Source organism: Umezawaea sp. (assembly GCF_036375055.1).
Taxonomy (GTDB): Bacteria; Actinomycetota; Actinomycetes; order Mycobacteriales; family Pseudonocardiaceae; genus Umezawaea.
On record NZ_DASUSQ010000007.1, the window covers coordinates 47,614 to 70,769 of the forward strand.

Here is a 23,156-nt window from a genome sequence, read left to right on the forward strand (position 1 = left end):
CCGTCGAGGCAGACGACACTGCGCTGAGTAGTCGTACTCCATGACTGCAGCCACCAGCGGTCCCGACGTGCGAGATCGCGGAGGCCTCTGCGCGCTGCCGCAGTCGACATCACGCCCCGACTCCATCACCCGTTTACTTATTGACACAGAAGAGCCACATGGGCGTACTCTCATGTCAAGAGGTAAGGAGGCGGCATGCCGGACGGTGACTACCTAGCGTGGCGAGCTGGCGGCAAGTGGCGCAAGGTCGCCAACCTGCTGAAAGCAGGCGCGTCCTCGACCGAGGTCGAGGACGCCATGGTGGCAGCGATCGCCGACTCCATCCGTGCATCCGGCGGTGTTCCCCAACTGGCCGAGGTCGCGGAGAGCGTCCGACTAGCCGCAGTCCAGGACAGCCACGAAGCCCTCGTGCAGATCCCCATGCAGTCACGCGCCGGCGTCATGGGCCGACTGCTCGACGAGGTAGCACCAGCGCTGGCGTCCTCGATGCAGGAACGCATGAACCTGGTCTCGCCCGACACGGCCACCGAGGCTCTCGCGGAGCGCCTGCTGGAACGAGTCGCCGGGGCCGGGCTGGATCACATGCTGCCCACCCTCATCGCCGATGGGTACTACACCATGGCTCAGCTACGCGATCTGTTCACCAGTCTGTCCAAGTCCCCGCCCATGGCCGCACTTCGCGATCGCTTCATCCGCCACCCCACTGGTGAGGGTCTGCGCGCTCCGGACCGCCGGTCACCCACCAAGCCTCTCGAGGAGCTGCTGCGCACCGGATTGGACGACCTGTGAAGACTGTGGACGTGACTCCTTCCGACGCGGTGGTCAGGTACTGGTCGGACGAATCCCCGGACGAGCAGCGCGTCCGGTTCGGCGTGGACGCCCGACTCGATGGTGGCGGTGTGGTCGACCTGCTGTCGCGTCACCTTCCGGTGGTGGCGGCGGATCTGCTCGACTTCGCCGGAGCGGTCTACGCGATCGACCGGATGGTTCGACGGCCGCGTTACCTCGGCTACGACAACGGCCCGGATTGGGGTCGCGGGATCCGCGCGATCATTGCGGTTCGCGAGCCGGACCGGTGGACAGCGGCGCTGGAGTCGGTCCACTCGCTGCTGGAGTGGTTGACCGACGACCAGTGGGACTGTTCGTTCGTCCCGGCCGAGGGCACGGGCTTGTTCTCCGGGCAGGGGTACCTGCTGGACGTCCTGCCGGACGGCTTGGAGCCCATGCTCTTCTCCGGCGGCCTGGACTCCTCGGCGGGCTTGGCGACCCAGGCTTCCCACCAAGCCCTTCTTCCGGTCAGTGTCGTAACCAACAACCACATGCTCGGAGTGCAGCGCACAGTCCTGGGTCGCCTGGGCCCCGATGTCGACGAGGACCGCCACATCCGCTTCAACATCAATCTCACCCGTGGACTGACAGGAGACTTGGCCAGGACCGAGTCTTCTCAACGCTCCCGCGGGCTGGTGTTCCTCGCTGCCGGTGTGGCCACCGCGTTGACACTGGATGTTCGTCGTCTGTGGTTCTGTGAGAACGGCATCGGCGCGGTGAACCTCCCCTACATCCGATCTCAGCTCGGCGCCCAGGCGACGAAGTCGGCTCATCCGAAGACGACGGCGGGGATGGAGAACCTGCTTCGCGAACTCACCGGGAACGACTTCACGATCCACAATCCGTTCCTGGGCATGACCAAGGCTCAGGTGCTCTCGGCCGTGCCATCGACGGCGGTCGCGGCGATGTCGGCGAGCGTGTCGTGCGACACCAGCTTCGCCTCACGGGTGGCGGGCCATCCGCGCTGTGGTGTGTGCACCTCGTGCCTGCTGCGCAGGCAGGCAGTGGCCGCATCAGTGCACCCGTCGATCGATGACCACCTCGCCTACAGGAAGAACGCCACCGCCTCCACTGAAGGCTTGGTCGCGATGCTGTGGCAAGCCTCGCGCATGCAAGCCTGCCTGGAGGCTGACGCACCGTGGTCTGCGTTGATCGACGAGTTCCCGGCGTTGACACGTACCGCCGGGCTGGTGTCACGCGAGACGCTCGCCAGTATGTTCGCGACCTACACCCAGGAATGGCCGATCTTCATGGACTCGCTAGGTTTGCGCGTCGATGACTGGTTCGGCACACGGCTTCAGGATGTCAGCGATGGGTGTCACAGTGGATGAGCACGAGTCGACCGAGGCATTGGCCACACGGATCCGCAGCGCGCGGGAGACCGTCCGGCTGACCCAGGCCCAGGTGGCGGCAGAGCTTGGAGTCAGCCGCCCGACGCTGATCTCCATGGAGAAGGGCACTCGCGCGGTCAGTTCCGCAGAGCTGGTCAAGCTCGCGGAGCTCTACGGGCAGGACGTCGCGACCCTGCTGCGCCCCTCGGCCCCTCCCGCGTCGATCCGCGCCAGGTTCCGCACCGGTTTGATGACCAACTCCACCGACGGCGACCTGGAGCAGGCCGTCGACGAGTTGGAGCGGTTCGCGGACGGCTACCTCGACCTGCTGCGTCGATCCCAGTTCAGGCTTCCGGGACGACCGCCCGCAGTCAGGTCCACCGACTACCTCGGACCCGAGAGCGCGGGGGAAGCCCTCGCGACCGAGGAACGCAACCGGCTCGGACTCGGTGACGGACCACTTCAAGTGCTGCGCGAAGTCCTGGAAGTCGAGGTCGGCCTGCGGATCTTCTTCCTCGACCTGCCCTCCAAGGTCGCCGGCCTGTTCATCCACGTCGACCCGCTGGGCGGCTGCGTGGGCATCAACCGCAATCACCCACCGCAACGACGCCGCTGGACCATGGCCCACGAATACGCCCACTTCCTGGCCTCACGCGACCGGCCCGAAGTCACCCGGCTCGGCGCCGGTCGCGTCAACGACACAGAACGCTTCGCCGAGGCCTTCGCCGCCAACTTCCTCATGCCCCGCAACGGCATCGTCCGTCGCTTCCACGAGCTGAAACAGGACAGCGACGGCAAGGCGACACCAGCCACCCTCGTGCAACTCGCCCATGCCTACCGCGTGTCGGTCCAAGCCCTGTGCCTGCGACTGGAAACCCTCGACCTGATCAAGCCGGGTACCTGGGATCGACTCAAGGACAACAAGTTCCAACCACGCGCCGCCGCGGACATGCTCAACCTCGCACCCATCCAGGACAACGGGGCCCCACTCCCGTATCACTACCGCACGCTCGCCACCCAACTTTTCATGGACGGGGAGATCACCGAAACGCAGTTCGCCCAGTACCTGGACATGAGCATCGTGGAAGCACGCACGGAGTTCCACAAACTGACCTCCACGCAGGATGTCGGCGAAGACGGACAGTCACAGATCGTCGATCTCCTGGACAGCGTGGAGTGACAGGTAGTGCGAAATCAGCTGCTCTTGGACGCATGCATCGCGATCAACCTACTGGCAACGGACAGTGCCTCGGAGATCACGGCGGCCCTCGACATCCACTTCCTCATGGCCAAGCAGGCAGCCGCGGAGTGCGGTGAACTGCACGTCGACCAGGAAACCATCACCGTGTATCGACGAGGACGAGTGTCGGATACACCGCCTCTGGCTCACGTGCTGACACTCGTCGGCCCTGAACTTGACGCCTATGTCGAACTGGCGCGCGACATCGACGACGGTGAAGCCGCGACAATCGCTATTGCCTGCTCGCGTTCACTGCCCATGGCGACCGATGACCGGAAGGCTCGACGGGTCGCCGTCGAGGCCGGCATCGCCGTGCCGACAGGAACCACGACGATCCTCCGGCAGTACACAGAGGCCATCGGGCAGAGTCGGCAAGAGATTGCCGTACTTCTCCAGCGCGTACGGGACGAAGCCAGCTACATTCCCCGCCACACCGACGAGAACTTCGCCTGGTGGCAGCACCACATACAGCACTAATTGAAACGCGTAGCATTGCGCAGAGCATCAATCATCTCAGAGAACTTGAACCATACATTCAGACCTATTGGCCTTCACGAGAGAATAACCATTGATCTGCTTATTCTGCAAATGTGATTCACTCGACTCCAGAAGCGTTGAACACGTCATACCCGAATCTCTTGGCAATACCACCCTCACCCTGCCGCCGGGTGTCGTTTGCGATAAATGCAATAACTATTTTGCACGCAAGGTCGAGAAGCCCCTTATGGACTTGGCCAACGTTAACGCGCTTCGCTTTCATCAACGCGTATCGAACAAGAAGGGGAGAATACCGCCGCTTGCCGGAACTGTCGGACCCGATGCGGAAGTTCTTGCACGACAGTTTGCTTTAGGTTCGAATATCGGCTCCGTCGAGGTATCACCCGAGGCATTTGATCTAATCTTTCACCATGGCGCTAATGTGATCAACCTTCCCACCCCTCAGGATACATGGGACGAGAAAGTAACCTCTCGATTTCTGGCAAAAGTCGCCCTGGAAGCTATGGCCACGCGCCTCGCTTTTTCCGAAGAGGGTCTTCACTACTTGGCCACAGAGCCACAATTTGACCCCATCAGGGAATATGCACGGCGTGGATCGCGACATCCTTGGCCCTACTATAGCCGCAGGATCTACGACTCGAATAAGTCATGGACTCTCGCCGACGGCTCAACAGTGCAACGAGTATGGGAGTTTGAAGTTCTACACACCGAGCGGGGAGAATATTATTTCGCGCTTGCCCTGTTCGGACTTGAGCTAACCATAAACTATGGCACACCAAGCATAGTCGGCTACCTCGAATGGCTCGGTAAACATGCCGACGCCAGTCCTCTCTACTACGACAAGAATGTCAACAATCCAAATAATGGAATCTGAAACAAGAGCACAATTTAGATGGCAGTTGAACACTTCAGCAACCATGCCCTTCCGGCCACACCGTTCAGACACTCAACAATTAGTGAGCCAGGTACATAGTCCACCTCATGAACAAGCCGGATCATGTGCTCGCAAGTTCGCCCTCGACACACGGGATCGGTTGCTCCAACCGGGAGCAGGCTTGGCTGTCGCGATGACAGTAGACAGAATCTCGTCGCCCCACCCGCGGCCGAGTGCATGTCGTCCACGAGTCAGCGATCAACTTGGCGAGGCAGGAGCCGCAACACGCCCGACACGAGCAGCAAAATAGTGATCTGTACCACTAAAAACTCGACCATGAACCGCGCTGCATCGTGACATCAAACGTGACACGAACCAGGGTCAACCAGAGGAATTCACGAGACCCCTGGAAGCCTGAATGAGAGTATAGTTGCAGGTAGAGACGGGTGATAGCTTCCAGGCCTTCCCTCCGGAGGCGGGAGCGCAGGTTCGAATCCTGCCGGGGGCACATCGTCTGACCACTGCGAAAAGGCCCTTGACCAGCGTGAACGCGGTCAAGGGCTTTGTTTTTTCGCCCGGCCGTCTACGGCGCTCAGGCCGAACCAGTCGCCGGAGAGCCACGAACGGGTGGCAGTTGCGAGCAGGTCGTCCTTCGCGTCTTCGGGCGGGCGGAAGGTCCCCCTCGCGTGTGGCTGTCACCCCAGGCGATGACGACCCGTTCGAGAACTGAACGGACCTGCGCTGACGTGACACGGTTCCCCGCCTCGGACCGTGCCGTTGCCGTCGGGCGGGACGGTCGCTGAACTGCGACCGGACAGCAGGCCTTCCACTGCCTGCCGCAGTGGCACGGCGATCCGGGAAATGCCCATCGGTCCCACTGTCGCCGGGCTGGTGTTCGCTGTGATCGGGATGGTCGTCAGCGTGTTCGCCGTCCTCAGCACCGTGCGGCCCACGTGGGCGAATGCGGTTGTCAACTCCAGCGCGTCGAGACAGTACGTGGACAACTTGTTGCCATCACGGGTATCGGGGGCGGGTGGCGCGTTTGCTTGAGGCCTGGGCTGGTGGTGGGGCTGGGGAGTGGGATGGGTGGGGATGAGGTGTACGACGTTTGCCTGTCCTTCGCGGGTAGTGAGCGGGTGTACGCGGAGGAGCTTGCCGGGGTGTTGCGGGAGCGGGGGGTGTCGGTGTTCTACGACGCCTACGAGACCGAGGACATGTGGGGGCGGAACCTGTACGACCACCTGGTCGACGTCTACCGGAACCGGGCGCGGTTCTGCGTGTTGTTCGCTTCCGCGGGTTATGCGCGGCGGGTGTGGACGACGTTCGAGCGGCAGGCCGCGCAGGATCGGGCCATCCACACCGCTGAGCCCTACCTGCTCCCCGTGCTGTTCGACGAGACCGAGGTGCCGGGGATCCACCGGACCACGGCGTGCGCCGACGCGCGGTCCACGTCGCCCGCCGAGTTGGCGGCGATGCTGATCGCGAAGCTGGGGCGGGTGGCGGAGGCCGTCGCGGTGCCGTCGTCGGTGGTCGTGCTCGTGACGGACGAGGCCGATGCCGAGCTGGACCGGGTGCTGGACACCGCGCTCGAACGGTGCGGGATCGGGGTGGAGCGGGAGCGGCGGTGGTCGACCGCGCGGCGGGTGGTGGCGGTCGTGCCGGAGTCGGTGGCATCGGTCGCGGACGTGGTGGCGGACCTGGCTTCCGCCATCGCCTCCGTGCACGAGGAACGTGGATCCGCCGCCACGGGCGGGAAGTTGCGGATCGCCGTCCACTGTGGACAATTTTCCGGGGATCGGCGGAGCGTCGACGTCACGGGCACGGTGGACGCTGCTGCCTCCGCCGTGGTGGGGGAGGTGCTGGCCGCTGCCCGCAAGGGCGTCTGCGCCGTGGTGGTGTCGCAGCGGGTGTACGACAAGGTGGTCCGCCACGGTCACGGCGGCAGCAACCCGGCCGCGTTCCGGCGGGTCCGGCTGCCCGACGGGGTCGGGGTCCACGTCCGGGTCGTGGGGTACCCGCGACCGCCGTCCGGAGACGAGGCCGAGAAGACGCCGGGGCCGGTGGTCACGAAGGTCACCACGTTCAACGGACAGGTGACCGCGGGGCAGATCGGTGACAACTACGGCTCCGGGGTCGGCGATGGGCACCGATGACACGACCGACGCGGCCGTGGATCCGGATCCCGTCACCGCCGAGGACTCGTCGGACGAGGAGCGGAAGGACGAGGACGACGAGGGGTTCTCCGCCGCGCAGACCAAGGCGTCCGACCCGGACAGCGCGCACGAGTGGAACGCCCTGCGGGACATGCTGCACACGGCGAAGCAGATGCTGGGCGGGGTCGGCGGGACCGCGAACTTCTTCTTCCGCGAGACGAGCGTGGGCCAGGTCGGCGACAACTACGCGACCGGCAACTCCAGCCACGTGGGCATGGTGGTGGACAGCGGGCCGGTGCCCAGCACGACGTTGGCGCGGATCCGCGAGTCCTACGTGGAGCCCGCGCGGTACTCGGCGCTCCGCAGGGCGCTCCAGTCGCACCAGGTGGTGGTGATCCACGCCCGCGGGGGGACCGGGCGCACGACGACGGCGCTGCGCCTGCTGGACGAGCTGTGCCGCGAGGGCGTGCTCAAGCTCGACCCCGACGTGAACCTGAAGACCCTCGACGGGCAGAACTTCAAGGGCCTGCACGGTTACCTGCTCGAATCGCTGGACCCGGACCAGGCGCGCGACCTGCGCTCGTTCCACACCGAGCGGCTCAGCAGGCTCATGCGGGACACCGGGTGCATGCTCGTCGTCATCGCCGAGGACTCCACCGAGCTGCCGGTCGCGGACATCGGGCACCTCGTCGTCGACGACCTCGGCGGGGTCGAGCCCGCCGAGCTGATCCGGCGCCACCTGTCCTGGGGGATGGCGGTGTCCGGGGCCGGGGGAACGGGTCTCGCGGTGCTGGAGGACCCGGAGGTCGAGGAGATCGTCGCCGAGCTGACGGACGACGTGCCGCGGCGGGAGCTGGCCCACCTCGGCTCCCTGCTGGTGGACGTGGCCGCCGGGCGCATCGACGTCGCGACCGTGCGCGAGCGGTACTCCCGCACGAGCCGCGCGAACTTCCTCGACTGGTTCAACCAGCAGACCGACGTCGAGCAGCGGGCCTTCATGATCTCGCTCGCGGTGTTCAACGACGAGTCCGTGCAGCTGGTGTCGCAGGCGGCGACGATGCTCGCCGACCGGATCAGGAGGATCGAACGGCGTCGCCCCGGCGAGCGGGGCAGGGCGCTGTTCGCCACGCCGCTGGGCAAGCGCCTGGAGGACGCCCGCGCGGAGGTGGTCGAGTCGTTGGAGGACACCGCGTTCGGCCCGATCGCCGTGCGGAAGGTCAGGTTCCGCAACGACAACTACCCGGCGTGGGTCCTGGAGCACCTGTGCACCGAGTACGACCAGGGGATGGAGGTCGTCGAGGACTGGCTGCGCGGGCTCGGCGGCGCCCTCGGTGAACGGGTGCGCGTGCGGACCGGGATGGCGGTCGGGTTCCTGAGCCTCTTCGACTTCATCGGCATCCACAACCGGGTGGTGCTGCCCTGGGCGGAGTCGGACGACCCCGCGATGAGGGACTCCGCGGTGGCGGCGTTGCAGCTCCCCGCCGAGCACCCCGCCCTCGGGCGCGTCGTGCACCGGATGCTCGACAGGTGGCTCAAGGACAGGGGCAGCTGGTCGCGGAGGAAGACCGCGGCCCGCGCGATCGGCACCACGACCTCGGCCAGCCCCGGCACGGTCCTGCGGCTGCTCAAGCGGACCGCCAGGCACGCCGACTGGCCGACGGCGTTCGCGATCAGCGAGAGCGTCAGCGACGTGTTCTGCCGGGTCGACGACCCGGTGCAGGTCCTGACCGCGCTCGTGGCGTGGAGCGACGACGACGAGTTCCCGAACCGCCGGAACACCGCGCTGCTCGCCGTGCTCGTCGTGGGCAACTACCTGACGGTGACGGTGCCGGAGAGCTCGGTGAAGTGGCCCGCGCTGCTGTGGCTCGCCGAGGAGCACCCCGAGCACCGCGAGCGGATCGTGGTGCTGTTCGCCCGGATCATCGAGACCGCGGGTTTCCTGCGGCGCGGCTACGGGCTGCTGCGCGACTGGGTCCGCCTGGCCCAGCGCGACAACACCCTCCGCGCGCCCCTCGCCCGACTGCTGCGCGACATCGCCGTCGAGGCCGACGACGTGGACAGCGTCCGGTACGAGCTGGAGCACTGGGCGTCACGGCCCGGCGGTCCGGTCGACGCGGTGCGCGCGGTGGTGGACCACTTCGACCAGGAAGGGCCATGACGTGGACAGACCAACCGGCACGGGTGTCGTCCGGACCATCGAGGCGAGCAGGGCGAACCTGCGCAGGTCCAGTCCGGCGTCGTCCGGGCACTCGGCGATCGTGTACGTCACCAAGCGCGGTGAGTACGTGGTCGTCAAGGGACGGCTGACGATGGGCGAGCTGTGGCTCGCCACGCCGAGGGAGGTGTACGCGGTCGACGTGTCGACGCACCAGGACACGTTCGACGTCGAACTCCCGTCCAAGGAGGAGGCGTTCTCGTTCTCGGCGAAGGTGGACGTCACCTGGCGGGTCTCCGACCCCGTCGCCGCCGTGCGCGCCCAGCTGGACAACCCCGAGGCCTCGATCAAGCAGCACCTGGTCGTGCGGCTGCGGACGGTGTCGCGGCTGTTCGACCTGGAGAGCAGCGCCGCCGCCGAGAAGCGGATCAACGAGGACCACGAGGACTTCGAGGCGCACTCGATCCCGCTGGCCAACGGGGTGAAGATCCTCGGCTGCCGGGTGGTGGTGACGCTCGCCGCCGAGGCGAACGCCCACATCGCGGGCCGGACGCGGGCCAGGTGGGAGCGGGAGAACATCGAGAGCACCGGCATCACGGAGCAGCACTCCCACGTGCTGGAGCTGCAACGGGCCGAGTTCCAGCAGAAGTTGGACGCCCTCAAGCAGAAGCACGACCTCGACCTGAAGGTGGAGCGGATGACCGTCTACGCGGACGCGCTGCGGACGGACAACCACAACGTCCTGGCGCTGCGCCTCTCCGACCACGGGGAGGACGTCAACGACGTGATCCAGCTGATGATGAAGCAGAAGCAGATGGAGTTCGACGGCGCGAACGCGGTGCTGAACTCCCTGCTCGAGGCGAACCTGGTCAACCGCAAGGACATCGCCGCCATCATGGCCAACGCGAGCAGCACGGTGATCGAGCAGTTGCAGGGCAGCAGGTCGCTCGACGGGGAGAAGCCCGCCGGACCCCGGAGGCCCAAGCCGGTCGAGGCCGTTCGGACGGATCAGGAGGAGGACGAGGAAGACGATGGATGACGTCCTCAACCCGGTGGCGGGCGTCCCGCTGGTCGGTGACCTCCTCGTCCTGCTGGACGGGTTCGCGACCCAGCTCGGGATGCCGTTCTGGATGCGGGCCTTCGTCGAGTTCGTCCTGGTGGCGTACCTCGGCTTCGCCCTGCTGAGGCTGCTGGCGACCAGGGGCCTCCCGCTGCTGGGCGCGGCGCTGGTCACGCCGGTCGTCCTGCTCGCCGAAGCCGTGCGCGTGTGCCTGCTGGTTCCGGACCTGGCGGTCAGCCGGGTGTTCCGGCGGTTCGACCGCGTGCCGCCCGAGGTGGTCTACGGGTACGGCGCCGCCGTCGTGGCGGTGGTCGACGCCGTCCAGGGCTTCGCGCGGCAGGGCCTGCCGAAGCTCGCCATCACGCGCGCCGCGCCGCGGTGGGTGCTCGTCGTGGCCCTGACCGCCGGGTTCCTGGTGTGGAACGACCGGGAGTGCCTGCCCGTCGAGAACGCGGTGTGCACGAGTCCGGTGAACCACTGGACCACGTCGCTGACCACCTGGATGGACCAGCAGTAGTTCGCGATGACTTTCCCCGGTCCGGGAGGTCTGCACCTCGACGGAACGAGTGGAGGGTGGTCCGATGGCGGCGCTGCGCGAGTTGCTGGTGGCACGGGTGGAGGCCGGGGTGGTGCCGGGGGCGGTGGGGCTGGTCGCGCGTGGCGACCAGGTCGAGGTGGCGGCGGTGGGGGCCGTCGACGTCGACGGGTCGGCACCGATGGCGCGGGATGCGATCTTCCGGATCGCCTCGGTCACCAAGCCGGTCGTCACGACCGCCGTGATGGTGCTGGTGCAGGACGGGCTGGTGGGGCTGGAGGACCCCGTCTCCCGGTGGCTGCCGGAACTGGCCCCGGTCAAGGTGGTGCGGGAGCCGGGTGCCGCCGTCGACGACGTGGTGGACGCGGTGCGGCGGTTCACGGTGTTCGACCTGCTCACCTTCCGGTGCGGGTACGGGTTCCCGGACGACTTCTCCCTGCCCGCGGTGCGGTTGCTGTTCAGCCGGTCGATCCAGGGGCCGCCCGAACCGGGGAGGACGGTGGGGTCGGACGAGTGGCTGCGGCGGCTGGCCGCGGTGCCCATGCTGCGGCAGCCCGGTGAGGCCTGGCTCTACAACACCGGGTCGGACATCGCCGGGGTGCTGGTCGAGCGGGTGGCCGGGTGTTCGCTCGGGGAGTTCCTGCGGGAGCGGGTCTTCGCGCCGCTGGGGATGGTGGACACCGGGTTCTCCGTGCCGCCGTCCGACGTGGGGCGGCTGGTGACCTACTACCAGCCCGACGACAACGGCGGGTTGACGCTGGTGGACCGGCCCGACGGGCAGTGGAGCAGTCCGCCCGCGTTCGAGTCCGGAGCGGGTGGGCTCGTGTCCACCGCGGACGACTTCCTGGCGTTCGGGCGGATGCTGCTGGGCGGGGGGCCTCCGGTGCTGACCGAGGAGTCGCTGCGGTTGATGACCACCGACCACCTGACGCCGGAGCAGCGGGCGGACGCGGTGCTGTTCCTGGAGGGCCAGGGATGGGGGTTCGGCGGGTCCGTCGACGTCGCCGCCGTCGACCCGTGGAACGTGCCGGGGCGGTACGGCTGGGTCGGCGGCACGGGGACCTCGGCCCACGTCGTGCCCGCCACCGGCACGGTGTCGGTCCTGATGACCCAGGTGGCGATGACCAGTCCCACCCCGCCGCCGCTGATGCGGGACTTCTGGGCGTACGCGGCCGGGGCTGCTCGACTTCCTTGAGGACCCGCTCGACGGACGCGACCCTCGTGTCCACCGTGGACAGCTGGTCGGCCGGGCTCGCCGGGCGCCGGTCGACGTCCCGCTGGGCGCGCACGGCGGGACGCTGATCCCTCCTCGGAGTCCTGCTCGCTCAACGACCGCGCCGCGACCCCGACCGATTCGGGTGCGGGGTCACGCGGCGACGCGCTCCCGGACCAGGGCCAACGCCGCCTCGACGTGGGCGAGCACGGACACGTGGCCGTCGGCCGGGTACGGGAGCAGTTCGGCCGACGGGCAGCGGCGGGCGAGCCACTCGCCGTGCGCGCCGGGCACCATCCGGTCCTGCCCGCCGTGCAGGACGAGCACCGGAGCGGCCACGAGCGCCGGGTCGAAGCCCCACGGAGCGACGAGCGCCAGGTCGTCGTCGACCAGTCCGTCGAGGCCCGCGGCCATCGCGGCCCCGGCGTTGTCGCCCAACGAGGACCACGGGCCCGCGAGGGCCGCGAGGTCGGCCTCGGTGAACACCTCGGGGTCGAAGTCGGCCGACGCCAGGTAGGACTCCAGGGCGGTGCGGCCCGCGACGGCCGCGCGCAGTTCCGCCGCCCCCGCGGGCGCCATGCCCGCGAACCAGTCCAGGCCGTCGGCGGAGAACGGCGCGGGACCGGAGACGGACACCACCGCGAGGACGCGATCGGGCAGCAGCGCCCCGCACGCCAGCGCGTGCGGGCCGCCGCCGGAGTGGCCCGCCACGGCGAAGCGGTCGATGCCCAGCGCATCGGCGACGGCGGCCACGTCGGCGGCGGCCGATCCGGTGGACCGGCCGGCCCGGCGGGTCGAGCCGCCGTAGCCCGGCCGGTCGTAGCCCACCAGGCGGACGCCCGGCACGGCCGCCAGGGGTTCGAGGAGGTCACCGGTCTGCGGGGAACCGTGGTGCCAGAACACCGGCAGACCGGGGGAGCCGCTGTCGTGCACGCGCACCGTGCGCCCGTCGGGGAGGTCGAGATCCACCCGGCGAGCCTACGGCGGGGTCACGCGTCCCGCCCCGGATCACGGGGTGGCCGCCGAGGAGCGCGGCCACCGTCCACGCCGCCAGCACGGGCGGTCCGGCCCGCGGCCCGCGGGCCACCAGGGCGACGCGGACCGAGGTGGAGGTGGCCCCGGCGGCGAGCCCGCCGCCCACAACGCCCGCGGCGGTCGGCCGGTCGCGCTGGAGGAGCAGGCAGGGGTGCGGCTCCGGCTGGCGGGCGCGTGATCGGGTCCGCGCGGTGGCCCGTGCGCGCCTAGACCGGGCGCAGGTCCTTGGCGTACCAGACCTCCGCGTACCGGCCCCCCGAGAACGCGGGCACCTCCGCGTACCCGTGCCGGCCGTAGAGCGCTCTGGCCTCCACCAGGTCGAGCCGCGTGTCCAGCACGATCCTCTCGGCCCCGAGGTCGCGCGCCGCCGTCTCCACGGCCTCCATCAGGCGGGCGCCGCCGCCGGTGCCGCGCCGGTCGGGCCGGACGAACACCCTCGTCAGCGTGACCGTGGTCGCATCGAGCACGCTCAGGCCCGCGCACGCGGCCGCGACGCCGCCGTGGCGGCCGACCAGGAAGATCCCGGTCGGGGGCGCGAGGTGGTCGCTCGGCGCGTCGGCCAGGGCCTCCTCGATCTCCTCCGGCGTCGAGTCCCGCCCCTCGTGGAGCCGGTGGTAGCGGTCGGCGACGTCGACGAGGTAGGCCCGGAGCAGGTCCAGCGCCTCGGGGGAACCGACGGGGGCGGGGGCGATCGTCCAGGTGGAGCCGGTGGTCATGCCGCGGAGTGTGGCCGCACCGCTCCCGGCGGCGCACGCCATTTTCGTCCGCCGCCAATGGATTCCCATTCAAGTGGAAATCGCCAGAAATCATGGTAAACGAACTCAATCAGACCAACTCTGCGCAGGTCAATTGCACTCCGTAACGCAGGCGAAGACATCCACGACATAGCGCTCAGAGCACCGGTGGTATTTCAAGGACGAAAGCCTGCCAGACACAACGAAACGGCGCGGTATCGGATAAACGGCCCGCGCAGTCCCGCACGGAGGGCCGATGGCCACCTCACCAAGCAAGCTCATGACCGAACTGAAAGCGCTGCGCCGTGGCCGTGGAGTGCAGACGCCGGGCATCGACAGACAGGTCGGTCCCGCATTGCGCGCCGCTTGCGGAATAACCGAATTCGATGGTGCCGAAGTCGTCCGGGAAAAACTCGGTTCCTGGGTCAACGCTCTGGTCAGCACCTTTCCGCACGACCTCAGACTCGCCGTCACGACCCCGCTCGCGCTGCACGACGAGGCGCAGCACGCGTTCCTCGCGCACCGGATCCAGTGGCTCGCCGACCTGGCCGACCGCGACTCGCGCACGATCCGCCGCCGCATCGACGACGGCCTGACCAGGCTGGTCGAGGCCGCGGCCCGGCACACCTCCCGCGAGGCCGCCACCAGCCCGGACGGGTGGCACATCCAGCAGGTTCACGTGCTGCTGCGGCTCGACGGGCCCGTGCCCGCGTGCACCGAGCGGTGGACGGTCGCGGCCGAGCGCGACGGCGTCGAGGAGATCCCCTGGCCCGTCGCCGCGCGCCGCGACGGGGCCGAGCCCGCGGGCGACCACGACATCCGCGTGGTGCACGGCGTGCTGCTCACCGACGGCGGACTCCGCCTCCCCCGCCCGCTGTCGGCGGGGGAGGCGCTGGAATTCTCCCTGGATGTGCGCATTCCTCGAATTCAGCGGATGCGACCGGTATACCGGTTCCGCACGTCCCGGCGCTGCGACCGGTTCGACCTGGTCGTCCGCTTCCACCCGGATCGTTTGCCCGTCGAGGTGAAGGGGATCGGCGACGTCGGGGAACAACCCGTCGTCAACTCGGTCGGAGAAGTCGAGATGTCGTTCCGCGACGTGATTCCGGGCAGCGACAACGGAATCAGCTGGACACCCCGACCGGACGGAACGACCGCCCCGGAGAACCCGTCGGCAATCGGCACGCACACCGACCTCCCGACCACGCACGGTGATCGCGCGGAGAGCGCCTTCGACCACTCGCCCCCCGCCGGGCGGACCTCGTGGACGGCGCACCTGGGGCAGACCGGCACCTGATCCCCGAGCCCTTCCCCGTTGACATGCACCCTTCCGGCTGCCTATCGTCAGGCAGCCGGAAGGGTGCATGTCTGTGGACGAGGTGTTCAAGGCGTTGGCCGACCCGAGTCGGCGCAGGCTGCTGGACAGCCTCAACGCGCGCAACGGGCAGACGCTGCGCGAACTGTGCGCCGGGCTGGAGATGGCGCGGCAGTCGGTCAGCAAGCACCTCGCGGTGCTGGAGACCGCGAACGTCGTCACCACGGTGCGGCGCGGGCGGGAGAAGGTGCACTACCTGAACGCGGCGCCGATCAACGCCATCGCCGAGCGGTGGATCAGCCGGTACGACAGGGGGCGGGTGGAACTGCTCGCCGACCTCACCAGAGCATTGGAGTCCGAGCCGATGGACAAGCCCGAGTTCGTCTACACCACCTACGTCAACACGACCGCCGAGAAGCTCTGGCAGGCGCTGACCGACCCGGCCTTCACGAGCAGGTACTGGGGCGCGACGTTCGAGTCCGACTGGACGCCGGGCGCGACGATGAGCTGGACCGAGGGCGGCCTGAGGACCGAGGACCCCGCCCAGGTCGTGCTGGAGGCCGTCCCGCCGCACCGGCTGTCGTACACGTGGCACACGTTCACGCCGGAGTTCGCCGAGGTGCACGGGATGAACCCCGACCTGGTCGCGGCGATGGCGGAGGAGCCGAGGTCGAAGGTCACGTTCGACATCGCGCCGCACGGGAAGCTGGTCAAGCTGACCGTCACGCACGACGGGTTCGGGCCGGAGAGCACGGTGCAGGCGGGCGTCAGCGAGGGGTGGCCGGTGATCCTGTCGAGCCTGAAGTCGCTGCTGGAGACCGGCGAGGCGCTCTGACGGAGACCTCGATCACAGACCGAGACCGACGCTCCTGCCAACTGCACGAAAGGGGGATAGCACCAGCCGGACAGGCGACCGGAGCGGTTGCGGAGCGCACTCTTCTCCACCAGCGGGAATTCCACCGACCGAGTGCTGTCCGAGCGCCCTTTGCCCGATTTCGACAAACCCCTGGTCAGGAGTTCGCCCGTTCTCGACGACATCACCGCGAATCGGCGTCGTCGCTGGTGCGGCATTGATCCCGGGCAGTCGTGCACGGGAAGGCGCGCCTGTTCGTTGGAAGCACACCAGGGTCACGACCTGCGGCGACACCGAGAGTGCCGATCGAGCACTACCCGCAAAAATGGGTTAAACGGAAATAGTGTCACCCGCCTGTTGGCCAGGCACCACGCACACAGGTACCTTTTGCTCGGCACGGGCAGGAACACCGAGGTGCACTGTGGAATCAGCTTTACATTCTCCGTCTATACACTGGCACGACGCACGGTCCGGCACGCCCGCATGAGGGCGCTGGGTAGCGCGTCGACATTGACCATGGCTCCGTTCGTCACGCGATCGGGCCAACGGGTGGAACTCGCGCGCAAATGGGCGAATTCGCTCTGCGGGACCGCCTACGTGCCGCTGGAGTTCACCCGGTTCAGGGTCATGCTGGAGGATGTCGTCGACGAACTGGCCGACGCCGTGATGGCGGAGCGGTTCACGCCCGAGGCCGTGCAGGCCCACGGCGCCGCCCTGGTCGAGTGGGGCTGCACCGGGACGACCAGCCTCCAGGTGACCATGGAGGTGCTCGGCCGGGGCATCCTCGCCCTGCCGGAGCTGCCCGCGCCGGGGTGGTGCGCCGAGCGGGTCGTGCTGGTGCTGGGCTCGTTCGCCGCCGGGTACACCGAGGCGCTGCGGCTCTCCACCATGGCGCAGCAGGAGAGCATGAGCCAGGCGCTGCTCAAGACGCTCGCCGAGACGCGGCACCGGGCGCGGGCGATCGAGGCGGAGTTCGACGAGGTGGTCGCGAGCACGACGAACGGGGTCGTGCTGACCGACCGGAACGGCACGTTCCTGCGCACCAACGAGGTGCTGGGCGAGATCCTCGGCTACACGCGGCCCGAGATGGTGGGGCTCACGGTGTTCGACCTGGTCCACGAGGACGAGCGGGACGCGCTGCGCGACGGCTACGCCGAGCTGCTCGGCGGCGCCGCGCCGCGGGTCCAGAGCGAGCAGCGGCTCCAGCGCAAGGACGGCGACAGCGCGTGGGCCACGCTCACCGTGACCGCGCCGCTGCCCGACGACCCCGAGGGCCGGTTCGTCGTGGTGGTGGAGGACCGCACCGAGCTGAACCTGCTGCACGGACAGCTCAACCACCAGGCGCTGCACGACATGCTGACCAGGCTGCCCAACAGGCAGTACTTCACCACCAGCCTGGAACGGGTGCTGCGCCACGCCTCCCCGTCCACCGGGATCACCCTCTACCACCTCGACCTGGACGCGTTCTCGCTGATCACGCACGGCCTCGGCCGCCGGGCGGGCGACCTGCTGCTGGAGAGCGTCGCGCGCAGGCTGGAGGCGCTGTTCGAGGACGAGGCCGCGATGGTCGCCCGGTTCGGCGCCGACGAGTTCGCCGTGCTGGTGGAGAACTCGCCCACCACCCCGGACGCGGCGAGCACCGTGCGGCGGATCAACGAGGAGCTGTCCGAGCCCGTCTACGTCCACGGCCACGGCGTCGCCTCCCCCGCGAGCATCGGCGTGGTGGACCGGCCGAGTCCGGGGATGGGCGCGGCGGCGCTGCTGGAGGCCGCGGAGATGACGCTGGCCAGGGCCAAGCGCAACGGGCGCACCCAGTGGGAGCTCTACGACCCCTACCAGGACGACCGCGACCGGGAGGGGTTCGGCCTCGCCGTGTCCCTGCCCGGCGCGTGGGAGAACGGCGAGCTGTCCGTGGTGCACCAGCCGCTGGTGCGGCTGGACGGCGGTGAGGTCGTGGGGCTGGACGCGCTGCTGTCGTGGGAGCACCCGGTCCGCGGTCGGCTGCCGCACGAGCGGTGCGCGGAACTGGCCGAGGAGACCGGACTGGTCCTGCCGCTGGGCAGTTGGCTGCTCGGGTCGGCCTGCGGCGAGGCCGAGCAGCGGCGCAGGGGACGCGGCGTCGACCAGCCGCTGCACGTCGGGCTCACGCCGAACCAGTCGTCCGACCCCGATCTGCTCAGCCGGGTGCTGACCGTCCTGGACGAGACCGGTCTGCCCGCCGACCTGCTGTGGCTCGGGATCCCCGCCGCCGCGCTGTCGCACGGCGACGGCGAGGCGGCGGAGAACCTGCGGCTGCTGGCGAGCGCGGGCGTGGCGACGGAGATCCTCGACTTCAGCACCTCGCCCGGCGACCTCGCGCACGTGGAGGACCTGCCGGTGCGGGCCGTCCGGATCGCCCGCTGGATGGTGCGGCGCCAAGCCCGGTGCGACCGCGAGGACTCGCTGGTCACGTTGGCGCTGCGGGGGATCCTGTCCGTCGTGCACCGCACGGGCACGACGGTGATCGTGGACGGCGTCGACACCGAGCGGCAGGCGCGGTGGTGGCACCGCGTCGGCGCGGACATCGCGCAGGGGACGTTCACGACGGGCACGCGCGGTGACCGCTGACCCCTGCCGGGTTTCGCGGTCACCGCACTAGCCCGGTGCCGCTCCCGCGCGCTCCAGCACGACGACCGGCAGCGTCCTGGTCGTGGCGCGCTGGTAGTCGGCGTAGCCGGGCGCGGCGGCCACGACGAGGTCGAACAGCCGGTCGCGCTCCCGCCCGACGGCGGGCACGGCGCGCGCGGCGAACAGCTCCGAGCCGCGCTCGACCGTCACCCCCGGATGGGCGAGGACGTTGTGGTACCAGGCCGGGTGCCGGGGTGCGCCGCCCGCGGAGCCGACGACCAGCAGCCGGTCGCCGTCGCGGACGCAGCCCAGCGGAACGGTGTGCTCGCGGCCGGACCTGGCGCCGGTCGTGGTGAGGAGGACGAGGTCCGCGCCCTCGAACGGGCCGCCGACGCGGCCGCCGTTCGCGCGGAACTCCTCGATGATCTGACGGGTGAACTCGTGGTAGCTCAAGGGATTGCGACTCCCGAGACGGTGCCTCCATGAGTCGGCGTTCGCTTCACCGACGTCACGCGACCCCGTCATTCGACCCGTTCGCCCCGGCGGTTGTCAACCCGGTCGAGGCGAGCAGCACCAGGCCGCCCAGCGCGGCCACGGCGAGGTTCGCGACGATCTCGTACCCCGCCAGGAAGTCGATCCTCGGGATGACGACCCGGTTGACGAAGTTCAGCACCCAGCCGAAGATCGGCTGGTACCAGAGGTGGTCGATCACGCCGCTGATCCCCTCCGCGACGAGGAGGAGCCCCACCAGCTCGACAGGTTTGCGCATGGCTCGACGCTAGCGGCGGGCCCGCGGCCGGACATCGGTCGTCGGAACGGCGCGGCTCGTCCCCAAGTACCGCGGGGCTCCGACTTAGGTATCGATCCGGCGCGCTCCGCCGAACGGGTCGGTACGTTCGGGCCATGGACGGTTCACCGCGGCGGCGGAGCCCACGGGACTGGGTCGTGGACGTCGTGCTGTTCGCGCTCTCGGTGCTGTTCGGGCTGGCGCTCGGGCTGGACCGCCTGGCGTCGGGCGCGATGCCGGACCCGGTGTGGCTGTTCCACCTCGACGCCGCGTCCTGGGTGGTCGGCTGCGTCGGGCTGTGGTGGCGGCGGCGCTGGCCCGTGCAGTTCGCCGTGCTGATGATCGTCGTCGGCACGTTCGCCGAGATGTCCGCGCTGCCGCTGCTGCTGGCGCTGTTCACCGCGGCGATCCACCGTCCGCCGCGCACGACGATGGTCCTGTTCGCGCTGAGCGTGCCGTCGGCCGCGGTGGCGGTGGTCCTCCGGCCGGAGCCGTCGGTCCCGTGGCAGGTGCTGCTGGGGCTCGGCATCGCCTTGCAGGGCGCGGCGATCGGCTGGGGCCTGTTCCTCCACCACCGGCGCCGGTTGATCGTGTCGCTGCGGGACCGGGCGGCTCGGGCGGAGACCGAGGCCGCGCTGCGCGCCGAGCAGGTGCAGCACGAGGTGCGCGAGGCCATCGCCCGCGAGATCCACGACGTGCTGGGGCACCGGCTGTCGCTGCTGAGCGTGCACGCGGGGGCGCTGGAGTACCGGCCGGACGCCCCGGCCGAGGACGTCGCGCGGGCGGCCAGGGTGATCCGGGAGAACTCGCACCGGGCGTTGCAGGACCTGCGGGAGGTGATCGGGGTGCTGCGGGCCCCGGTCGGTGAGCTGCCGCAGCCCACGTTCGCGGACCTCGCGCAGCTCGTGGCGGAGTCGGCGGGCGCGAACATGCGGGTGTCGCTGAGGTCCGACGTGGTGGGTGACGTGCCCGACACCGCGGGGAGGACCCTGTACCGGATCGTGCAGGAGAGCCTGACCAACGCGAGGAAGCACGCCGCCGGGTCCGAAGTGGACGTACGGGTGTCCGGGTCGGCGGACGACGGGCTGACCGTCGAGGTCGTCAACAGCAGGCCCGTCGTCGCGTCGAGCAGGGCCGGGGGCGGTCGGGGACTGCTCGGGCTGGCCGAGCGGGTGGACCTGGCGCACGGGACGTTGGAGCACGGGCCGACCCCCACGGGTGGCTGGAGGATCTCGGCGTGGATACCGTGGCCGCTGTGACGGAGCCCGGTGCGATCGGTGTGCTCATCGTGGACGACGATCCGCTGGTGCGGGCCGGGTTGGTGATGATGCTGGGCGGGGCTCCGGACGTCCGGGTCGTCGGCGAGGCCGGGGACGGGTCGAAGGTGCCCGCCCTGGTGGCCGAGCACTCCCCCGACGTGGTGCTGATGGACATCCGGATGCCCGTGGTGGACGGTCTGGCCGCCACGGAGGCGCTGCGGAGCAGGCCGGGTGCGCCCGAGGTGATCGTGCTGACCACGTTCGACGCGGACCGGCACGTGCTGCGCGCCCTGCGGGCCGGGGCGGCCGGCTTCCTGCTGAAGGACACGCCGCCGTGGGAGATCGTGGACGCCGTGCGGCAGGTGGCGCGCGGGCTGCCCGTGCTGTCGCCCGCCGTGACCCGGCGGTTGATGGCACGGGTCGCGGAGAACGGGCAGGACGAGCGGCGGGCCTCGGCCGTGGTGCGGCTGGAGTCGTTGAACGCCCGCGAGCGCGGGGTGGCGCTGGAGGTCGGGCGCGGTCTGTCCAACGCCGAGATCGCCAAGGCGCTGCACATCAGCGTACCCACGGTGAAGACGCACGTGTCCAGCGTGCTGACGAAGCTGAACCTGAACAACCGGGTGCAGATCGCGCTGCTGGTGCACGACGCAGGCCTGCTGGGCTAGCGCCGCCGGTCCACCCAGGACGGTCAGAACGCCTCGGCCGCGTGCGGCACGTAGTGCTCCTCCAGGCGGGCGACCTCCTCGTCCGACAGCACCAGGTCGACGGCGGCGACCGCGTCGGTCAGGTGGTGCTCCTTGGTCACGCCGATGACCGGGGCCGTCACCGCGGGCTTGTGGAGCGTCCACGCCAGGGCGACCTGGGCGCGGGTGGTGCCGCGCTCGGCCGCGACCGCCGCGACGGCGTCGACGACCTCGCGATCGGTGTCCTCGGTCTGCCGGTACAGCTTCTGCCCGAACGCGTCGGTCTCGCCGCGGTTCGTGGTGGCGTCCCAGTCCCTGGTGAGCCTGCCCCGCGCCAGCGGGCTCCACGGGAGGACGCCCACGCCCTCGTCCAGGCAGTACGGGTGCATCTCGCGCTCCTCCTCGCGCATGATCAGGTTGTACTGGTCCTGCATGGAGACGAACCTGGTCCAGCCGTTGAGGTCCGCCGCGTGCTGCATCCGGGCGAACTGCCACGTCCACATCGAGGACGCGCCCAGGTAGCGGACCTTGCCCGCGCGCACGAGGTCGTGCAGGGCCTCCATGGTCTCGGTGATCGGCGTCTTCGGGTCGTAGCGGTGGATCTGGTAGAGGTCGATGTAGTCCGTGCCCAGCCTGCGCAGGCTGTTGTCGACCTGGGTCATGATCGCGCCGCGGGACAGGCCGGACCCGTTCGGGCCGTCGGCCATGTGCCCGTGGACCTTCGTGGCCACCACGACGTCGGAGCGGTCGGCCAGTTCGCCCAGCAGTTCGCCGACGATCTCCTCGCTGGAGCCGAGCGAGTACGAGTTGGCGGTGTCGAACGTCGTGATGCCCGCCTCCAGGGCCTGGCGGATGAACGGCCTGGCCTCGTCGACGCCCATCGACCACGGGTGCGCGCCCCTGGTCGGGTCGCCGAAGCTCATGCAGCCCAGCACGATCCTGGAGATCTCCAGGCCGGAGTCGCCCACACGCGGGTAGTCCATTCCCATGCCCTCCACCGTGCCTCAGCCGAGTGCGGCGCGCACGGCGGGCAGCACCTCCGAACCCAGCAGCTCGATCCCGCGCACCGCGTCGGCGTGCGGGACGCTGCCCGGGCTGATCTGCGCCAGGAACCGCTGGTGCCCGAACAGCTCGTGCTGAAGACCGAGACCGGGTCGGCGGAGCTGAGGACCGTGACGGCGCTGGTCGGCCGGATGCGCTCGGTGCGGGCTGCGACGGCGGACAGCAGCACCGCCGGGGAGGTGGCCGCGAAGTCCGCGCGGTGGTGCTCGCCGATGCCGAACACCGACAGCCCTGCCTGGTCGGCCGGCTCGACCAGCTCGATGACGTCGCGCACCCGCTGCCTGGCGCTGACCACCTGACCGGTGTGCGGGTCGTCGGTCGGCTCCGCGAACGTGAACACGCCGATTTCCACGGATCCGACGACAGCCGAAAAGCTTGATGCTTCAACTTTGATGTATCGTGGGGCGGTGACCGGAGAAGCGCCGCGCTGGCTGACACCAGCCCAGAAGAGGGCCTGGATCGCCTTCAGCGGCGTGCTGATCAAGTTGCCGTACGCGCTGGACGCGGACATGCGCGGCCGCACGGGGTTCAGCCACTTCGAGTACCTGGTCCTGAGCGTGCTGTCCGAGCAGCCCGACCGGACGCTGTCCATGAGCCAGCTCGCCGCGCTGAACAACGCCTCGCTGTCGCGGATGTCACACGTGGTGACCAGGCTGGAGAAGCGCGGCTGGGTCAGCCGCTGCCCCAGCACGGAGAACGGGCGGGTCACCAGGGCACGGCTCACCGACGCGGGGTACGAGGTGCTGGTCGACGCGGCGCCGGGGCACGTGAAGGCCGTGCAGGAGCTGGTGTTCGACGCGCTGACGCCGCAGGAGCAGGAGCAGTTGGCCGCCATCTCCCTGAGCGTCCTCGGCAGGCTCGACCCCGGCGGCGACTGGCCGCCGCACGAGATCCGCGTGGTCACGGACTCCTGAGCCCTACGCTGGAGCCGTGG

At 69.4% G+C, this 23,156-nt stretch carries 23 protein-coding genes and 1 pseudogene; 18 read left to right on the plus strand and 6 right to left on the minus strand.

Going from position 1 to position 23,156, the window contains the following annotated elements; all coding sequences use genetic code 11:
* Positions 1-195: 195 nt before the first annotated feature.
* From VFZ92_RS02520 to VFZ92_RS02565, 11 genes and pseudogenes are all read left to right on the plus strand, one after another.
* Positions 196-789, plus strand: coding sequence for a hypothetical protein (locus tag VFZ92_RS02520; RefSeq protein ID WP_330874016.1), 594 nt, complete (start codon positions 196-198; stop codon positions 787-789).
* Positions 786-2,159, plus strand: coding sequence for a 7-cyano-7-deazaguanine synthase (locus tag VFZ92_RS02525; protein ID WP_330874017.1), 1,374 nt, complete (start codon positions 786-788; stop codon positions 2,157-2,159). Before VFZ92_RS02520 ends, VFZ92_RS02525 begins: the two co-directional genes overlap by 4 nt.
* Positions 2,140-3,339: an XRE family transcriptional regulator gene (locus VFZ92_RS02530; RefSeq protein ID WP_330874018.1), complete on the plus strand. Its 1,200-nt coding sequence runs from the start codon at positions 2,140-2,142 to the stop codon at positions 3,337-3,339. The genes VFZ92_RS02525 and VFZ92_RS02530 overlap by 20 nt, the downstream gene beginning before the upstream one ends.
* Positions 3,340-3,345: 6 nt before the next feature.
* Complete coding sequence (locus VFZ92_RS02535; RefSeq protein WP_330874019.1) at positions 3,346-3,876, plus strand: hypothetical protein; 531 nt, start codon at positions 3,346-3,348, stop codon at positions 3,874-3,876.
* A gap of 91 nt (positions 3,877-3,967) precedes the next feature.
* Positions 3,968-4,114 (plus strand): annotated as a pseudogene (locus VFZ92_RS42380) (HNH endonuclease); the annotation flags it as partial.
* Between the two features lie 9 nt (positions 4,115-4,123).
* Positions 4,124-4,771, plus strand: a complete 648-nt coding sequence (locus tag VFZ92_RS02540) for a hypothetical protein (RefSeq protein WP_330874020.1) — start codon at positions 4,124-4,126, stop codon at positions 4,769-4,771.
* 1,082 nt (positions 4,772-5,853) lie between these two features.
* Positions 5,854-6,924, plus strand: a complete 1,071-nt coding sequence (locus VFZ92_RS02545; RefSeq protein ID WP_330874021.1) for a TIR domain-containing protein — start codon at positions 5,854-5,856, stop codon at positions 6,922-6,924.
* Entirely contained in the window at positions 6,911-9,082 is a 2,172-nt protein-coding gene (locus tag VFZ92_RS02550; RefSeq protein WP_330874022.1) for a hypothetical protein, read from the plus strand. The genes VFZ92_RS02545 and VFZ92_RS02550 overlap by 14 nt, the downstream gene beginning before the upstream one ends.
* A 1-nt stretch (position 9,083) precedes the next feature.
* Positions 9,084-10,118 carry a hypothetical protein gene (locus VFZ92_RS02555; protein WP_330874023.1) on the plus strand — a complete coding sequence of 345 codons (1,035 nt, stop codon included), beginning with the start codon at positions 9,084-9,086 and terminating at the stop codon, positions 10,116-10,118.
* Entirely contained in the window at positions 10,111-10,656 is a 546-nt protein-coding gene (locus VFZ92_RS02560) for a hypothetical protein (RefSeq protein WP_330874024.1), read from the plus strand. Before VFZ92_RS02555 ends, VFZ92_RS02560 begins: the two co-directional genes overlap by 8 nt.
* 64 nt (positions 10,657-10,720) lie before the next feature.
* Positions 10,721-11,869 carry a serine hydrolase domain-containing protein gene (locus VFZ92_RS02565; protein WP_330874025.1) on the plus strand — a complete coding sequence of 383 codons (1,149 nt, stop codon included), beginning with the start codon at positions 10,721-10,723 and terminating at the stop codon, positions 11,867-11,869.
* Between the two features lie 171 nt (positions 11,870-12,040).
* Here VFZ92_RS02565 and VFZ92_RS02570 read toward each other — a convergent pair whose 3' ends face one another.
* Positions 12,041-12,856, minus strand: coding sequence for an alpha/beta hydrolase (locus VFZ92_RS02570; RefSeq protein WP_330874026.1), 816 nt, complete (start codon positions 12,854-12,856; stop codon positions 12,041-12,043).
* A 46-nt stretch (positions 12,857-12,902) separates the two neighbouring features.
* On the opposite strand from VFZ92_RS02570, the gene VFZ92_RS02575 reads away from it, so the two are divergent.
* Positions 12,903-13,100, plus strand: a complete 198-nt coding sequence (locus VFZ92_RS02575) for a hypothetical protein (RefSeq protein ID WP_330874027.1) — start codon at positions 12,903-12,905, stop codon at positions 13,098-13,100.
* A 28-nt stretch (positions 13,101-13,128) separates the two neighbouring features.
* Here the strand turns inward: VFZ92_RS02575 and VFZ92_RS02580 are convergent, their stop codons facing one another.
* Entirely contained in the window at positions 13,129-13,638 is a 510-nt protein-coding gene (locus VFZ92_RS02580) for a GNAT family N-acetyltransferase (RefSeq protein ID WP_330874028.1), read from the minus strand.
* Between the two features lie 298 nt (positions 13,639-13,936).
* Between VFZ92_RS02580 and VFZ92_RS02585 the strand changes: the two genes are divergently transcribed.
* From VFZ92_RS02585 to VFZ92_RS02595, 3 genes are all read left to right on the plus strand, one after another.
* Entirely contained in the window at positions 13,937-14,953 is a 1,017-nt protein-coding gene (locus VFZ92_RS02585; protein ID WP_330874029.1) for a hypothetical protein, read from the plus strand.
* A 73-nt stretch (positions 14,954-15,026) separates the two neighbouring features.
* Positions 15,027-15,806, plus strand: coding sequence for a metalloregulator ArsR/SmtB family transcription factor (locus VFZ92_RS02590; RefSeq protein WP_330874065.1), 780 nt, complete (start codon positions 15,027-15,029; stop codon positions 15,804-15,806).
* Between the two features lie 645 nt (positions 15,807-16,451).
* The gene (locus VFZ92_RS02595) at positions 16,452-18,431 is read left to right on the plus strand and encodes a putative bifunctional diguanylate cyclase/phosphodiesterase (protein ID WP_330874030.1); all 1,980 of its coding nucleotides are present in this window, start codon (positions 16,452-16,454) and stop codon (positions 18,429-18,431) included.
* 27 nt (positions 18,432-18,458) lie between these two features.
* Here VFZ92_RS02595 and VFZ92_RS02600 read toward each other — a convergent pair whose 3' ends face one another.
* Positions 18,459-18,884: a nitroreductase family deazaflavin-dependent oxidoreductase gene (locus tag VFZ92_RS02600; RefSeq protein ID WP_330874031.1), complete on the minus strand. Its 426-nt coding sequence runs from the start codon at positions 18,882-18,884 to the stop codon at positions 18,459-18,461.
* 55 nt (positions 18,885-18,939) lie between these two features.
* Positions 18,940-19,200: a hypothetical protein gene (locus VFZ92_RS02605; RefSeq protein ID WP_330874032.1), complete on the minus strand. Its 261-nt coding sequence runs from the start codon at positions 19,198-19,200 to the stop codon at positions 18,940-18,942.
* A gap of 134 nt (positions 19,201-19,334) precedes the next feature.
* On the opposite strand from VFZ92_RS02605, the gene VFZ92_RS02610 reads away from it, so the two are divergent.
* Together VFZ92_RS02610 and VFZ92_RS02615 are read left to right on the plus strand one after the other, a co-directional pair.
* Positions 19,335-20,477 (plus strand): sensor histidine kinase, encoded by a 1,143-nt coding sequence (locus tag VFZ92_RS02610; RefSeq protein WP_330874033.1) that lies wholly within the window; start codon positions 19,335-19,337, stop codon positions 20,475-20,477.
* Positions 20,465-21,142 (plus strand): response regulator transcription factor, encoded by a 678-nt coding sequence (locus tag VFZ92_RS02615; RefSeq protein ID WP_330874034.1) that lies wholly within the window; start codon positions 20,465-20,467, stop codon positions 21,140-21,142. The genes VFZ92_RS02610 and VFZ92_RS02615 overlap by 13 nt, the downstream gene beginning before the upstream one ends.
* Before the next feature lie 23 nt (positions 21,143-21,165).
* On the opposite strand, the gene VFZ92_RS02620 is transcribed toward VFZ92_RS02615, so the two are convergent.
* A complete protein-coding gene (locus VFZ92_RS02620) occupies positions 21,166-22,143 on the minus strand; it encodes an aldo/keto reductase (protein ID WP_330874035.1) in 978 nt (325 codons plus the stop codon).
* Entirely contained in the window at positions 22,080-22,733 is a 654-nt protein-coding gene (locus VFZ92_RS02625; protein WP_330874036.1) for an LLM class flavin-dependent oxidoreductase, read from the minus strand. The genes VFZ92_RS02620 and VFZ92_RS02625 overlap by 64 nt, the downstream gene beginning before the upstream one ends.
* Here VFZ92_RS02625 and VFZ92_RS02630 point away from each other — a divergent pair.
* Positions 22,630-23,136, plus strand: a complete 507-nt coding sequence (locus VFZ92_RS02630) for a MarR family winged helix-turn-helix transcriptional regulator (RefSeq protein WP_330874037.1) — start codon at positions 22,630-22,632, stop codon at positions 23,134-23,136. The genes VFZ92_RS02625 and VFZ92_RS02630 overlap by 104 nt on opposite strands.
* Positions 23,137-23,156 lie beyond the last annotated feature (20 nt).